15 protein-coding genes are annotated in these 15,709 nt (G+C 40.5%); 12 read left to right on the plus strand and 3 right to left on the minus strand.

Translation table 11 applies throughout. The features are described from left to right. The first annotated feature begins 104 nt into the window (after positions 1-104). From sstT to H7T93_RS02950, 5 genes are all read left to right on the plus strand, one after another. Entirely contained in the window at positions 105-1,313 is a 1,209-nt protein-coding gene (gene sstT / locus H7T93_RS02930) for a serine/threonine transporter SstT (protein ID WP_175057399.1), read from the plus strand. Between the two features lie 150 nt (positions 1,314-1,463). Next, complete coding sequence (locus tag H7T93_RS02935) at positions 1,464-2,312, plus strand: S-adenosyl-l-methionine hydroxide adenosyltransferase family protein (protein ID WP_175057400.1); 849 nt, start codon at positions 1,464-1,466, stop codon at positions 2,310-2,312. 9 nt (positions 2,313-2,321) lie between these two features. Then, on the plus strand, positions 2,322-2,867 hold the full coding sequence (locus tag H7T93_RS02940; RefSeq protein ID WP_013990055.1) for an ECF-type riboflavin transporter substrate-binding protein: 546 nt from the start codon (positions 2,322-2,324) through the stop codon (positions 2,865-2,867). Positions 2,868-2,932: 65 nt separating this feature from the next. Further along, the gene (locus tag H7T93_RS02945) at positions 2,933-4,609 is read left to right on the plus strand and encodes an ABC transporter ATP-binding protein (RefSeq protein WP_021143558.1); all 1,677 of its coding nucleotides are present in this window, start codon (positions 2,933-2,935) and stop codon (positions 4,607-4,609) included. Then, positions 4,602-5,432 carry an energy-coupling factor transporter transmembrane component T family protein gene (locus H7T93_RS02950; protein ID WP_021143559.1) on the plus strand — a complete coding sequence of 277 codons (831 nt, stop codon included), beginning with the start codon at positions 4,602-4,604 and terminating at the stop codon, positions 5,430-5,432. Before H7T93_RS02945 ends, H7T93_RS02950 begins: the two co-directional genes overlap by 8 nt. 89 nt (positions 5,433-5,521) lie before the next feature. Here H7T93_RS02950 and H7T93_RS02955 read toward each other — a convergent pair whose 3' ends face one another. From H7T93_RS02955 to rsmG, 3 genes are all read right to left on the minus strand, one after another. Then, entirely contained in the window at positions 5,522-6,193 is a 672-nt protein-coding gene (locus H7T93_RS02955; RefSeq protein WP_022496217.1) for a potassium channel family protein, read from the minus strand. A 39-nt stretch (positions 6,194-6,232) separates the two neighbouring features. Then, positions 6,233-7,597 (minus strand): TrkH family potassium uptake protein, encoded by a 1,365-nt coding sequence (locus tag H7T93_RS02960; protein ID WP_272127688.1) that lies wholly within the window; start codon positions 7,595-7,597, stop codon positions 6,233-6,235. A gap of 68 nt (positions 7,598-7,665) precedes the next feature. Further along, positions 7,666-8,379 carry a 16S rRNA (guanine(527)-N(7))-methyltransferase RsmG gene (rsmG, locus tag H7T93_RS02965; RefSeq protein WP_037610619.1) on the minus strand — a complete coding sequence of 238 codons (714 nt, stop codon included), beginning with the start codon at positions 8,377-8,379 and terminating at the stop codon, positions 7,666-7,668. Between the two features lie 298 nt (positions 8,380-8,677). On the opposite strand from rsmG, the gene H7T93_RS02970 reads away from it, so the two are divergent. The 7 genes from H7T93_RS02970 (at position 8,678) to der (ending at position 15,679) form a co-directional block, all read left to right on the plus strand. Beyond that, a complete protein-coding gene (locus H7T93_RS02970) occupies positions 8,678-9,214 on the plus strand; it encodes a DUF177 domain-containing protein (RefSeq protein WP_175057402.1) in 537 nt (178 codons plus the stop codon). A 155-nt stretch (positions 9,215-9,369) separates the two neighbouring features. Continuing rightward, positions 9,370-10,059, plus strand: coding sequence for a response regulator transcription factor (locus tag H7T93_RS02975; protein WP_002883757.1), 690 nt, complete (start codon positions 9,370-9,372; stop codon positions 10,057-10,059). Beyond that, complete coding sequence (locus H7T93_RS02980) at positions 10,056-11,573, plus strand: HAMP domain-containing histidine kinase (RefSeq protein WP_175057403.1); 1,518 nt, start codon at positions 10,056-10,058, stop codon at positions 11,571-11,573. Before H7T93_RS02975 ends, H7T93_RS02980 begins: the two co-directional genes overlap by 4 nt. Before the next feature lie 133 nt (positions 11,574-11,706). Continuing rightward, positions 11,707-12,186 carry a transcriptional regulator NrdR gene (gene nrdR, locus H7T93_RS02985; RefSeq protein WP_002883820.1) on the plus strand — a complete coding sequence of 160 codons (480 nt, stop codon included), beginning with the start codon at positions 11,707-11,709 and terminating at the stop codon, positions 12,184-12,186. After that, complete coding sequence (locus H7T93_RS02990; protein ID WP_045771723.1) at positions 12,183-13,358, plus strand: DnaD domain protein; 1,176 nt, start codon at positions 12,183-12,185, stop codon at positions 13,356-13,358. Before nrdR ends, H7T93_RS02990 begins: the two co-directional genes overlap by 4 nt. Positions 13,359-13,361: 3 nt before the next feature. Then, positions 13,362-14,264: a primosomal protein DnaI gene (gene dnaI, locus H7T93_RS02995; RefSeq protein WP_002883792.1), complete on the plus strand. Its 903-nt coding sequence runs from the start codon at positions 13,362-13,364 to the stop codon at positions 14,262-14,264. Between the two features lie 104 nt (positions 14,265-14,368). Next, a complete protein-coding gene (gene der / locus H7T93_RS03000) occupies positions 14,369-15,679 on the plus strand; it encodes a ribosome biogenesis GTPase Der (protein WP_002886596.1) in 1,311 nt (436 codons plus the stop codon). Positions 15,680-15,709: the final 30 nt, after the last annotated feature.

Below are 15,709 nucleotides of genomic sequence, written 5' to 3' on the forward strand. Positions count from 1 at the left end.
CCACAGGCTTTTCTAATGTCTTGACGATTTCAGATATTTATCATAGTATGGAAGCTATCGAATGCTTTATGGTTGACTAACCATAAAAAAGGAGTTAATGAGTTATGAAACGTTTTATTTCAACTTGGAATAGAACCAGTCTAATTAAGCGCATTGCCATTGGTGTGGTAGTGGGTGCTGTGCTTGGTTTGCTTGTTCCTAAGTTTACGGTTATTGGTCTCTTAGGAGACATGTTTGTTGGTGGTTTGAAGGCAATTGCCCCACTTTTGGTCTTTGCCTTGGTTGCCAATGCCCTTTCCCAAACGCGAGAAGGTCAACAAAGCAACATGAAGACAGTTATTGTTCTTTATCTCTTTGGGACCTTTGCGGCTGCTTTGACGGCAGTTATTTCTCACTATATTTTTCCAATTTCTCTGAAGTTGGGAGCAGCTACAGCGACTAAAGCGACAGCACCTCAAGGTGTGGGAGAAGTCTTTAAAGATTTATTGCTTAAGATGGTGGATAACCCTGTCAATGCCTTGGCTCAAGCTAACTATATTGGTGTTTTGGTATGGGCAGTTGTCTTTGGTTTTGCCATGCGAGCAGCTAGCAATCACACGAAGGATTTGCTTAATACCTTGGCAGAAGTGACTTCACAAATCGTTCGTTGGATTATCAACTTGGCCCCATTTGGTATCCTTGGTCTTGTCTTTAATACTATTTCTGAGAATGGTGTTGGTGTTTTGGCAGATTATGGGGTCCTAATCCTTGTTTTAGTGGGAACAATGGCCTTTGTTGCCTTGGTTGTTAATCCAATCATTGCTTTTGTGATGATGGGCAAAAATCCTTTCCCACTAGTTTTCCGTTGTTTGAAAGACTCTGGGATTACAGCCTTCTTTACTCGCTCGTCAGCAGCCAATATTCCAGTTAACCTTCAACTTTGTAAGGATCTTGGTTTGAATCCTGATACCTATTCAGTTTCTATCCCTTTGGGGTCAACTATTAATATGGCTGGGGCAGCCGTGACAATCAATGTCTTAACTCTTGCTGCAGTAACGACTTTGGGAATTCAGGTCGATTTTGCGACAGCACTCATTCTTAGTGTGGTTTCAGCTATTTCTGCCTGTGGTGCCTCAGGTATTGCTGGAGGATCCCTTCTATTAGTGCCAGTAGCATGTAGCCTCTTTGGTATCTCAAATGATTTGGCCATGCAAGTTGTTGGTGTTGGCTTTATCGTAGGTGTCATCCAAGACTCTTGTGAAACAGCCCTTAACTCTTCAACAGACGTACTTTTTACAGCAGTAGCAGAAAAGAGCCGTTGGAAGAAAGTATAGATAATTGTATAAGGTCGGCCTATTTGGCTGGCTTTTTGATTTTGGAGAAAACATAGTCAAAGACTATAGCTAGCTCAAGAATCTATCATCTTTAAAAAGCCCATAAAATATGGTAAAATAAACCGTTCAAAGAGAAAAGGTGAAACATTTATGACTAATAATTTATTGGTGCTTCAATCAGACTTTGGTTTGGTTGACGGTGCTGTTTCGGCCATGATTGGTGTGGCTCTTCAAGAAGAACCAAGTTTGGGAGTTCATCACCTTACACATGATATTACACCCTACAACACTTTTGAAGCTTCCTATCGTCTGTTTCAGACTGTCGAGTACTGGCCAAAGGGAACAACCTTTATTTCGGTAGTTGATCCGGGTGTAGGCTCATCACGTAAAAGTGTGGTTGCCTTAACAAAGACGGGGCAATATATCGTCACACCAGATAACGGAACACTTTCTTATATCAAGAAGGATGTCGGTATCGTTGCTGTCCGTGAAATTTCAGAAGTTGAGAATCGTCGTAGTAATACGGAGCTGTCTTATACCTTCCATGGTCGTGATGTTTATGCCTATACAGGTGCCAAATTAGCTTCTGGTCATATCAGTTTTGAAGAAGTAGGTCCTGAGTTACCTGTGGACAAAATTCTAGAGCTTCCAGTGGTTGAAACCATCATAGAGGATAATTTGGTTCGTGGGGCGATTGACATTTTGGACGTCCGTTTCGGCTCTCTGTGGACCTCTATCACACGTGATGACTTTTACGCGTTGGAACCAAACTTTGGTGATCGATTCGAAGTAACCATCTTTAACAATGATATGTTGGTCTACCAAAACCAAGTTACCTATGGGAAATCTTTTGCGGATGTTCGTATCGGTCAGCCAATTATTTATATCAATTCCCTCTATCGTGTTGGCTTAGCCATTAACCAAGGGTCTTTTGCCAAGGCCTATAATGTTGGTGTAGGGTCTAACTGGCACATTGAAATCAAACGTTTAGGAGATTAAAGTAAGATTATGAAAAATAATTCAATTCGTACAGTAGTTGCGACAGGTATTGGTGCAGCACTCTTTATTATCATTGGTATGTTTGTTAATATCCCTATTTTTGGGAATACTAGCATCCAACTTCAGTATGCTGTTCAAGCCCTATTCTCAGTGATTTTTGGGCCTATTACAGGTTTCTTTATGGGCTTCATTGGCCATGCGCTTAAAGATGGCATCCAATACGGAAATATCTCATGGGCTTGGGTACTTGCAAGTGCTATTACAGGACTTGTAATTGGTCTATTCAACAAAAAATATGATGTGACAACTGGCAAGTTTTCTTTGATGAGTATGATTTGGTTTAACCTAGTACAAGCATTGGCCCTCCTTATTGCCTATGGTATCGTTACCCCTATTGGTGATAGACTCCAATTTGCACAAGCCTGGTCATACCTTTATGCACAAAGTTTTGTAGCTGGCGTAGCTAACTTTATTACAATTGCAATTGGAGGAACCCTCCTTCTTGCAATCTATGCTAGCTCACGTACACAATCTGGTAGTCTTACAAAAGACTAGCATGAATCATAGGAGAGTGGGACTGTCAGTTTGTTTTGATACCTCCTCTCTTTTTTAGTAGAAACATGGATAAATACATTAGTTTTAATCAGTTTACATTTCAATATGATGCGCAAGCAGAAGCGACGCTTAAAGATATCAGCTTTGATATTGCCAAGGGCGAGAAAGTCCTCATCTTAGGTCCTTCTGGCAGTGGAAAGTCGACCCTAGCTCAGTGTCTCAATGGTATCATACCTAATATTCATAAAGGTCAGGCACAAGGCCAGGTAAGGATAGATGGTCAGGATATTTTCAAGCAATCTATCTATGATAAGTCACAGTTGGTATCTACGGTATTGCAGGATCCAGATGGTCAGTTTATTGGCCTAACAGTAGCCGAGGATTTGGCTTTTGCTTTGGAGAATGATTGTGCTGATCAAAGTGAGATGAAAGATAAGGTAGCCCTCTGGGCTGAGCGTCTAGACTTGACCTCTCTTTTGAATCACCGCCCTCAAGATTTATCAGGTGGCCAAAAGCAACGAGTCAGTTTGGCTGGTGTCTTGATTGATGAGAGTCCTATTCTTTTATTTGATGAGCCTCTGGCAAATTTAGATCCTAAATCAGGACAGGAAACCATTGATCTCATTGATAAGATCCACAAGGAGGTGGGAGCTACGACGATTATTATTGAACATCGCCTAGAAGATGTTCTTTATCGTCCCGTTGACCGCATTTTATTGGTCAATGAAGGAGAGCTCCTCTTTAATGGTAGCCCAGATGAGCTCTTATCGAGTACGCTCTTGCTAGAAAATGGGATTCGCGAACCTCTATATGTGACGGTTTTACGTCAGTTGGGATTTGACACAAGGAGTGCACAAAATCTTAGTCAATTAGATGCTTTAGACCTATCTGGCCTTGCTCTGCCAGACAGAGTTTTGAAGGATAAAAAAGACAGTTCGAGTGACTCTATTTTGAAGGTTGAGGGGCTTAGCGTTTCCTATGGAGATAATCCAGCAATCATAGAGGATCTGTCCTTTAGCTTGAAAAAAGGTGAGCGACTAGCGATTGTCGGTAAAAATGGGGCTGGAAAGTCGACTCTTGCCAAGGCTCTATGTGGTTTTGTCCCAAGTCAAGGAAAATTAACTTACAAGGGGCAGGATATTAGCCAGGATAGCATCGCCGAGCGTTCAGAACGTATAGGCTTTGTTTTGCAAAACCCAAATCAGATGATTAGCCAAACTATGATTTTTGATGAGGTCGCTCTTGGTTTGCGTTTGCGAGGTATTGAAGAGGCTGAGGTTGAAGCGCGTGTTCATGAGGTCTTGAAGACTTGTGGTCTCTATAGTTTTCGTAAATGGCCCATTTCTGCGCTTTCCTTTGGTCAGAAAAAGCGCGTGACCATTGCGTCTATCTTAGTTTTGAAACCTGAAATCATTATCTTGGATGAGCCAACGGCTGGTCAAGATTACAAGACTTACACAGATATCATGAATTTCTTGGACAGTCTTCAGAAGCAAGGTCATACGATTGTGATGATTACCCATGACATGCAGCTCATGTTGGAATATAGCGATCGTTGTCTCGTTGTGGTTGAGGGTAAAATCATTGCAGACGACAACCCTGTTACAATTCTTAATCAGAAGGATTTACTAGAGTCAGCCAATCTCAAGCAGACCTCTCTTTATACTTTGGGTCAGAAATTGTCAAGTGATCCAGTAGAAGTAACCCAGTATTATATTGAAAAAGGAGGCCCTAATGTCTAATCGTTTAATTGGTTATCAGTCCGGTCAAGGTTTCCTCTATGATTTGTCTGGGGCAAGTAAGATGCTTTTCTTTATCTTGGTTTCAGTTGCTTGTATGGCAACCTATGATCCACGCTTTATCCTAGCAGTAGGCTTACTTTCCATTTATCTCTTTTATTTGGCTAAGATTCGTTGGCGAGATATTTCTTTTGTTGTTAAGATTATTGGATCCATTGCCCTCTTTAATTTACTTATGGTCTACCTTTTCGCACCTGGTTATGGTGAAGAAATTTACGGAGCAAAGACAGTTCTTATTGAAGGCTGGGGGCGTTTCTATCTAACCAGTCAGGAGCTTTTTTACCTTGCAAATCTATTGCTTAAGTATTTTTCAACGGTCCCTCTTGCCATTCTTTTTCTTATGACCACTCATCCGAGTCAGTTTGCGGCTAGTCTTAATCAGATTGGAATTCCTTATAAATTTGCCTATTCCGTTAGTTTAACCTTGCGTTATATTCCAGATGTCCAAGAAGAATTCTTTACGATTCGTAAGGCTCAAGAGGCTCGTGGTTTGGATTTGTCGCAAAAGTCGGGATTGGTCAAACGTATTCGCGGGAATCTCCAAATTGTTCTTCCACTAATTTTTTCATCTCTCGAACGAATTGATACCATATCGACAGCTATGGAGCTACGTCGATTTGGTCGCTATAAAAAACGTACCTGGTATGTGCATAAATCTTTGATGAAACAAGATTACCTTGTCATCGTGTCAGCTATTCTTTTATTGGGGATTAGTATAGGCTTAATCTTCCTCAATCATGGTCGTTTTTACAATCCATGGGGATGATATTCTTGGCTTTTAGTAAAAGTATGCTATTAAGCACAACTAAAAACGTTCCAGTCTTGTCTAGATGAACGAGATTGGAACGTTTTTTGTTATTTTAAATATCCTAAATAATCAAATTTTTCTAGTGTTCGATTGTCAGCGACAACTAGTATGATCCCTTCATCAGGTAGTTTCTTACTTGGGTCAAAGTGGGTGTTTAACTTGCCACTTTTCTCATCTCTAAAACCAATAACATTGACGTTATAATTTTGTCTTAGATTTAAAGTATGCAAGGACTTTCCAGCCCATTCACTAGGAATTTTAAGTTCAATTAAAGCTACGTCATCCTCTAAATGAAAAACATTTGATATGTTATAGCGGAGGATATTTGAAGCCAATTCTTTTGCTGTGCTACGTTCAGGAGTGATGACCCAGTTAGCACCCATTCCGTAAAGGACTTCCTCATAATTGTTATTCATAGCTTTGGCAATAATATTCTTAATACCAAGTTTTTTGCACTGCAAGAGCGCTAGCGCAGACGATTCTAGGTGTTCTCCAGTTGCAATAATGACCGTATCGCAAGTATCAATACCAGCAGAACGTAGAAAGTCAATGTCAGTAATGTCACCAACAGCGGCCTTAGTCACCTGATCAGCAAGGGAATCAATTGTTGTAGAGTTATTATCTAAGGCGATAACGTCTTGTCCAAAAGAGGAGAGTTCGGTTGCAATGGTTTGTCCAAAGATTCCCAAACCGAGGACCCCAATAATTTGTGTTTTCATATAAAATCCTTTCAGAATATTGTCAATGAATAAAATTGTTTAGCCAACTGAAATATCAGTTGGGGCATAAGAGACATGCTTTTCTTTTTTGGTCATCAAGCTCAAGAGAACAGTGATAGGTCCAACACGGCCAATGAACATCAGAGACATGATAACGAGTCGTCCTAGAGTATTTAGATTAGGGGTCAAATCCATTGAAACACCAACGGTAGCAATGGCTGACACACTCTCAAAAAGTAGGCCAAGGGGCGATAGTGTAGGATTAGTCTCCAGCAAAATAACATAGCCGACAAAGAGCATTGTTAGGAAAAAGAGTATAACTGTGAATGCTTGCAAAACAGTCTTATTAGATATAATACGATTTCGAAAAACAACGCTCGAGTTAACAGATAGTTCTGACTTAAAAAGCAGGAACATGATAGAGGCAGTTGTCACCTTGATACCACCCGCAGTTCCTCCAGGACCACCCCCAATAATCATTTGAATCATAAAAAGAAGATTTGTGGAGAAATCGGCATTGGTATAGGAAATAGTCGCAAAACCAGCGGTACGCATGGTTACAGTCTGAAAGAAACTTACCAGAAGTTGTTGCCAGACATTGAGAGTACCGATTGTCTTAGAGTTATCCATTTCCAGTAACCAAGCAAGTAGTGTTCCTCCTAAGAGGAGACAGCCTGTACTTATAAGAACAAGACGACTTTGATTGCTGAGAGGTCTACAAGCTAATTTCCAATTCCTTGGACGATCTTTAATATAACGTCGCAATAGTTGAATCAAATCAATCCAAACTGCAAATCCCAAACTTCCAGACATAATGAGAAAAGCTACAGCAAGGTTAATGGTTGGATTGGTTGCATAATCCTGTAAACTGTTAGAACTTAAGTTGTCAAATCCAGCATTACAAAAGGCAGAGACAGCTAGAAAGAGACTATTAAAAATGCCGTGACCAAGTCCAAAACGAGGAACGAAATCAGTCATGATCACAAGTGCTGCCAAAGCTTCAATAGAAAAAGTAATTTTATAGACCTTAAAAAGATAAGCTTTCAAATCTTTTTGGTTATCCCTGATAAGTGCGGATTGAAGGAGATCTTGATCACTCAGTCCTAATTTATTTTTCAGGGTATAGGTGCTAAAGGCTATAAGAGAGACGAGCCCAAGTCCTCCCGTCTGCATGAGAAGCATAGAGAAAATTTGACCGAGACCATTGTAAGCCTTACTGACCGGGACAACAGAAAGTCCAGTTACACAGACCATTGACACAGTATTGAAGAGATGATCTAGGTAGCTTGTTTCTGGACTATTAGCATAGTGGCTTATGGGAAGGCTAAGTAAAATACTTCCCACTATAATGACAAAGACAAAGCTGAGCACCAGCTTTTGCGTGACAGAAAGACGATTGATCAATGAAAACCTCCGAGTTATCATAAGAGTAAATAATAATCCAAGGAGTAAGACACCTCCTTGGATAAACGTTATAGCGGCTTCTTGTTAGGAATTCCAGCACGACGTGGGTATTTATATGGGGTTTCTTTTTTCTTATCGACAATAGTGACATTACGTCCATCCCCATTTGGCAGTCTGTAGTTCTCGTTGAGAATAGGCTTGGCAAAAAGCGAGTTCAAGGCATTTTTAGCATCGGCTAACTCTTCATCAGCTGCTGCAGCTTTAAGTGCAATAAGTTGTCCACCAACCTTCAAGAAAGGAATAGTCAATTCTGAGAGAACCTGCATGCGTGCGACGGCACGGGCAGTAACAATATCAAACTGAGCACGGAAGGCCTTGTCTTGTCCAAAATCCTCTGCACGTCCATGATAGAAGTGAACACCGCTGAGCTCAAGTTCATCAGCCAAGAGATTGAGGAAATTGATGCGTTTATTAAGAGAGTCGATGATAGTCACATCAAGCTCAGGGCAAAGGATTTTCATAGGGAGACTTGGAAATCCAGCTCCAGCTCCGATATCCAGAAGTCGAATACTTTGATTTTTAATATGCCCTTGAAGAACAGGAGCCAAAGAATCATAGAAATGTTTGAGGTAGACCTCGTCTCTTTCTGTGATTGCAGTAAGGTTGATCTTTTCGTTCCATTCTACCAAAAGCTCAAAGTAGCGTTGGAATTGGTCTTTTTGTTTTTGGCTGAGATTGAACCCCAGTTCTTTCAAAGCCTTGTAAAAATCTTCAGGTGTCATTATATATTCCTTTTATCTAGTTTCAATGCTCTTATTTTACCATAATTAAGAGCTTTCATCTAACTCTATAGGACAGATGAAAACTGGGTCCGAGTAAGTTTCTCATTAGCTTTGAAAAAAGTTCTAAGTTTAAGAAATATGTAATATTAAAGGTGTTATTTTTTCTTAAAAATTTGATATAATACTAATTAAGTCTAAAATCATAATCATGCTCTCTAATGAAACGTGAATGTAGGGGATTATGGTCTTGTGGATTGAAAATAGATCCCTATGGGGAAATTTAATTTGAGGATTAAGAATGATTTATCTTTCAGAAGTTAGAAAGTCTCCAGAGGGGCTCGCCTTTAGCGAAGCACCTTCTTTGTTGGAGTCTATTAAAGAACGCTATGATCAAGTTTTAAATCTTGAAAAGATTCAAGCAAGTGGTCAGGTAGCCTATGATAATGGCTTGTACCTTTTGGACTATCAACTTAGCTATGATATTACCTTGCCATCTAGCCGTTCACTTGAACCTGTGACACTTAGCTTTAACTATCCGGTTTCAGAAACCTTTATACAAGAGGCAGATGCTGCTCTTCAAAAGGAATTAGTCGAAGAAAATCTAGTTCTTATCTTGGATGGGGATACCATTAATCTTGATGAGAGTATTCTAGATAATATTCTTCTTAATATTCCTTTGAGAGTACTAACACCTGAGGAAGAATCAGGACAAATTTCGCTCTCTGGGAATGACTGGGAAGTCTTGTCAGAAGAGGACTTTGCCGCACTTCAACAGGAGAAAAAAGAGGCAAGTAATCCCTTTGCCCAATTGAACGGTCTTTTTGATGAAAATTAATTCAAAAAAACAAACTAAAAATGTTTGACAATTTTAAAAATCTATATTATTATATCATTAGAAGTTAATTTTCGGATTTATTCATTGGGTAGATCTACAGACTTTTTAAGGGAAATGGAAGTCAAAAAATTTTAAGAAAGTGGTAAATACTTATTATGAGCAAACGCATTTTGATTGTTGAAGATGAGAAAAACCTTGCTCGTTTTGTCTCTCTTGAACTTCAACACGAAGGATACGACGTTGTGACAGCAGACAACGGACGCGAAGGACTTGAAATGGCACTCGAGAAAGATTTCGATCTTATTCTCTTGGACCTTATGTTGCCTGAGATGGACGGTTTTGAAGTAACACGTCGTCTCCAACAAGAAAAAGATACTTATATTATGATGATGACAGCTCGCGATTCAATCATGGACATTGTTGCTGGTTTGGACCGCGGTGCTGATGACTATATTGTAAAACCATTTGCGATTGAAGAACTATTGGCACGTATCCGTGCAACCTTCCGTCGCCAAGATATCGAAGCTGCTAAGAATGCACCAGCAAAAGCATCAACTTATCGTGATTTGAAATTGGATGTTCAAAACCGTACAGTTGTTCGTGGTGATGAAGCAATTCCATTGACAAAACGTGAGTTTGATTTGTTGAACACACTTTTGAGCAATATGAACCAAGTGATGACCCGTGAGGAACTCTTGCTTCAAGTTTGGAAATATGATGACGCCATCGAAACAAACGTGGTAGATGTTTATATTCGTTACTTGCGTGGAAAAATCGACGTTCCAGGTAAGGAATCATATATTCAAACAGTACGAGGAATGGGTTACGTTATCCGTGAAAAATGAGTAAATTACAAGATAAATTATTTGGTAAAGTAACCATTAGAAAAAAGTTGACCATGACAACTGCTGTGGTCTTCTTTCTTGTATTGTCGATGTTCACTCTGGTTGTTGTTTTCTCAGCAAATACGCTACTTTTGCAACGTGAACGTCAAAATGTAAACACTACAATCTCAAAAGTTGTTACTTATATCGAAAAGGACTGGGACTCCGACGAAGAGTTGAGTCCAGAACCGCTTTTAGCGGCCCTTTATTCACCTAAAAATATCTATGCATCGATCATTAATGGCGTGCTTTCCGAAAAGCACTCTTTGGATGGTCAGGTTGCGATTTCTAATAAATTATATTCTAACCAATCTGTTTTTGTTTATGACAAAAAGGGAACGTTTATCTTTACTTCTGAGGAGAACACAGATTCGCCTCCAGGTATGTCCGAGGTAAACAAACTGAAGTCAGTTTCCTATAAAGGGAAGCGTGGTTTCTTGCTACAAGTTCCAATCTACGGTAAAGATAAAAAGACCATCGTTGGTTATGCCCAAATCTTCCATGATTTGGAATTCTATTATGCTCTTAAAGAGCGTTTGATTTTCTTATTGATTTTCCTAGAAGTGGGGATGACGGTCCTAGTTATCGCAGCGACTGTAGTTGTCTTGACATCTATTCTGCGTCCGATGAGACAGTTGCACGAAACGATGGGAGTAATCACCGATTCGCCAAGTGATTTGGAACTTCGTTCTAAGATTGAAAGTCACGATGAAATTGGTGATTTGGCGGTTAACTTTAACCGTATGATGGATAAAATCCAAGAAAATAATCAGATGCAGATGCGCTTCTTGAGTGACGTCAGTCATGAATTGCGTACACCGATTGCGGTTATCAAGGGGCATATGGACCTCTTGCAACGTTGGGGTAAAAATGACCCTGAGATTCTTGAGGAAAGTCTTGAGGCTGCCAGTCACGAGGCCAACCGTATGACGATTATGATTAATGATATGTTGGATTCTATCCGTGTCAAAGGATCATTTGAAAATCACAGAAACGATACTTGTGATTTGAATTCTTCAATCCGTACGGTTATTGGTAACTTCCGTGTCTTGCACGAAGACTACCAATTCTATCTCAATGATTTCGAGAGCTCAGAGCGCCCTGCACAGATTTACAGCCAACACTTTGAACAGGCGATTACGATTTTGATTGATAATGCGGTCAAGTATTCTCCTGTTAACAAGGAAATCCAGGTTACAATTAAGGCTCTGGAAGATGAAATGTTGGTACAAGTACAAGATAATGGTGAAGGGATCTCTAAAGAAGATATTGAGCATATCTTTGAGCGCTTCTATCGTTCAGATAAGGCACGTAACCGTACGACAACGCAATCTGGTGTTGGTATTGGTTTGTCAATTCTTTACCAAATTGTGGAAGCTTATCGCTGCCGTGTCGATGTTAGTTCTGAACTTGGTGTTGGAACACGTTTCGACCTTTACATTCCATTTGCAGATGGAGAAACGACGACACCTTAACTTGAGCTTTAATTCAATTTATAAGAGACTTAGAGTGATTCTTGGTCATGAGCACGCCTCGTTTAGGGCGTGCTTTTTATGTGTTTTTATGGTAAAATAGAGTACCGAATTTCAAAGATTGGTGGTGAAGTGCATGCGTTGTCCAAAATGTCAACATAATAAATCTAGTGTTATCGATAGTCGTCAGGCAGAGGATGGGAATACCATTCGTCGGCGTCGTGAGTGTGATTCTTGTCATGCTCGTTTTACAACATTTGAGCGTGTGGAAGAAGTTCCACTTTTGGTTGTCAAAAAAGACGGTACTCGTGAACAATTCTCTCGCGATAAGATTTTCAATGGTATCTTGATGAGTGCTCAGAAGCGTCCGGTTTCTAGTGAGGATATCGAAAATGCCATCACCCGAATTGAGCAAAACATTCGCCGTAACCATGATGGAGAGGTTGATAGTGATGTCATTGGGAATTTAGTGATGAAAGAACTTGCTGACCTTGATGAAATTACTTATGTACGTTTTGCCAGTGTCTACCGTTCTTTCAAAGATGTTGATGAGATTGAAGAGTTGCTTCAAGAGATCACCAAAACTGTACGTGCGAAAAAAGAGTCTAAAAAATGAGACCTATTGAAGAATTTGTCTATGTTGGCAATCAGGTTATCGTTCCCGATCAGGCAAGTTTGATGCGTTGCTATTATCCCATTATTGGGAGTGAAGGATACGCTCTCTACCAGTATTTCGTGGCTTTTTATGACAATGGTAATCACCGCCATAAGTTTGCGGCTATTCTGAACCATCTTAACTTTGGAATGCAGCCCCTTCAGGAAGCACTGGCGGTTCTGACAGCAGTAGATCTCTTGGCCTTTTACCAGTCACCTCAAGGGTTTTATGTTATAGAGCTTAAGTCTCCCTTATCAATTGAGCAGTTTCTAAAACATGCCGTTTATAGTTCACTTCTCGAGCAAAAGATTAGTGAACCAGCAGTAGATGCTTTGAAACCGGCAGGTCTACAAGGCTTGCAAGATTTATCTAAACGTTTTTCGGATGTCTTTACCGATGAGCGTTTGGCTCAAAAGTCTGTGTCTGAAATCAAGCCTAAAAATTCGTTTGATTTAAGCAGTTTCAGGAATCGTATGCAGGCTGACGGACTTGTATTTACAGATGAAAAGACAGATGTGCCAGAAATCTATAAATTGTCTGAAACTCATGGCATGAATTGGTATGATACCTATCTCTTAGCGAAAAAGACAGCCGTGAACCACCAGATTATTGTCAAGCGTATGCAGGTGCAATTAGAACAGGCTCAAGCTCAAACATTGGGTGGTGATTCTGCTTTGACGGAGACGGAGAAAAAGATTCTTAAAGCGGTTAGGTCCGAAAAGCCTATAGATTACTTGCAAAGTGCTAAAGGCCCAAGCGGGACTGTGACTAATTCTGAGAAGCAGATTCTCACGGATTTGGCACAAAGAGGCTTTATGGATGAGGTAATTAACCTCATGGTTGCCTACAGTTTGGGACGGACACGTTCAACGAATGTAAATCGAGAGTATATCTCTAAACTTGCCAACGATTTTGCCTTTAAGAATATCGTCACTGCTGAACAGGGGCTTTTAGCTTTGCGTAGTGGTTACGATAAGAAATCACAGCAAGCAAAAGCTGATTCTAAGAAGAAAACAAATGTGCCGAGCTGGAGTAATCCAGATTATGATAATCAAACCAGTCAGGCTGATCAGGCCAAGTTGGATGAAATTAGACGTCGAGCTTTGGCAAAACTAGAAAAAGGAAAGGAGTAGCCTATGGAAAGAGTTGGACAAACCCTAAACCGAACAGGGCATCATGGGTCTGGCAATGCAACAGATTTAACGAAGCAAATTTTAGCGGATCCAAGAGTGGCTAGCTTTATTCAAGAGCATAGCCTAAGCCAGGATGAAATCAAGCGTAGTCTTCCTAAGTTTAATCAATTCCTGGTGGAATGCCGTAAGGTAAAGGAAGGTGATGCCTCGTATATTGCCAAAGGGTATGAACCGATTCTGACCATGAATGAAGGCTACGCTGATGTCACCTATAAGGAGACGCGTCAGCTCAAAGAGCAACAAGAACAGCAGGCTATTGCTAAACGGATTAATTTGGTGAGTCTGCCTCAGTCTTATCGTAAGATTACCTTTGCGGACATTGCTCTAGATGATGTGGCTCGTGTTGATACCTTTGAGAGTCTCGTGGATTTTGTGGCGAATTACCCTAGTCCAGACCAGAAAGGCCTTTATATCTACGGAGACATGGGGGTTGGAAAATCCTTCATGTTGGCTGCTATGGCTCATGAACTTTCAGAGACCAAGAAGGTTGCGACGACCATTATTCATTACCCATCATTTACTATTGATGTTAAAAATGGAATCAAGGATGGTTCTGTCAAGGAGCAAATTGATGCTGTCAAACAGGCGGAAGTTTTGGTTCTAGATGATATTGGTGCAGAACAATTCTCTTCTTGGATTAGGGATGATGTTTTGCAAGTTATCCTCCAGCATCGCATGATTGAGGAGCTGCCTACCTTCTTTACGTCTAACTATAGTTTTGCGGATTTAGAAGCTAAGCTATCCAATGGACGTCAAGGAGACGAGACTTGGCAGGCCAAACGTGTGATGGAGCGTATCCGTTTTCTTGCCAAAGAGGTTCACTTGAAGGGTGTTAATCGCCGTTAGGGTGATCCTAATAATGATAAAGAATAAGAGAGTTTGCTTTCCTTGGTGGAAGTGAGACTGCTAAATGAAGAAAGGAATCCCTATTTAATCAGGGACTTAAACATATGACATTACCTACAGTTGCTATCGTGGGTCGCCCAAACGTTGGGAAATCGACCCTATTTAACCGAATTGCGGGTGAACGTATCTCTATCGTCGAAGACGTTGAAGGGGTAACACGTGACCGTATTTATACCTCTGCTGAATGGCTTAATCGCCAGTTTAGCTTAATTGATACAGGTGGTATTGATGATGTTGATGCACCATTTATGGAACAAATTAAGCACCAAGCTGACATTGCCATGACTGAAGCTGACGTTATTGTCTTTGTCGTTTCAGGTAAGGAAGGCGTGACAGATGCGGACGAGTACGTTGCTCGTATTCTCTATAAGACCAACAAGCCTGTTATCTTGGCGGTAAATAAAGTGGATAACCCTGAGATGCGTGCAGATATCTATGATTTTTATTCTCTTGGACTTGGTGATCCTTATCCAGTTTCATCTGTTCACGGTATCGGTACAGGGGATGTTCTCGATGCTATCGTTGAAAACCTCCCAACAGAAGTTGAAGAAGAAAATCCAGATATCATTCGTTTTAGTTTGATTGGACGTCCAAACGTCGGAAAATCAAGCTTGATTAACGCCATTTTGGGTGAGGACCGAGTGATTGCCAGCCCGATTGCTGGTACTACTCGAGATGCCATTGATACAAACTTTGTGGACAGTGAAGGTCAAGAGTATACCATGATTGACACCGCTGGTATGCGTAAATCTGGTAAGGTTTATGAAAACACAGAAAAATACTCTGTCATGCGTTCAATGCGTGCCATTGACCGTTCTGATATCGTCCTTATGGTTATCAATGCCGAAGAAGGTATCCGTGAGTATGATAAGCGTATTGCTGGTTTTGCCCATGAAGCTGGTAAAGGGATTATCATCGTAGTTAACAAATGGGATACGATTAAGAAAGACAATCATACCGTTGCTAACTGGGAAGCAGATATCCGTGATCAGTTCCAATTTTTGAGCTATGCACCAATTATCTTTGTATCGGCTGAGACGAAACAACGTCTTAACAAGTTGCCAGAGATGATTAAACGCATCAGTGAGAGTCAGAACCGTCGTATTTCATCAGCTGTTTTGAATGATGTTATCATGGATGCCATTGCCATCAACCCAACACCAACTGACAAAGGAAAACGCCTTAAGATTTTCTATGGCACACAAGTTTCGGTTAAACCACCAACATTTGTTATCTTTGTCAATGAAGAAGAGCTTATGCACTTCTCATACATGCGTTTCTTGGAAAATCAAATTCGTCAAGCCTTTGGTTTTGAGGGAACACCAATCCATTTGATTGCTCGTAAACGTAAATAAAAAAAGAGACCAACCGGAATAGAATCGTTA

The sequence above is a fragment of the Streptococcus sp. 9.1 genome (assembly GCF_016648815.1).
Classification (GTDB): domain Bacteria; phylum Bacillota; class Bacilli; order Lactobacillales; family Streptococcaceae; genus Streptococcus; species Streptococcus salivarius_E.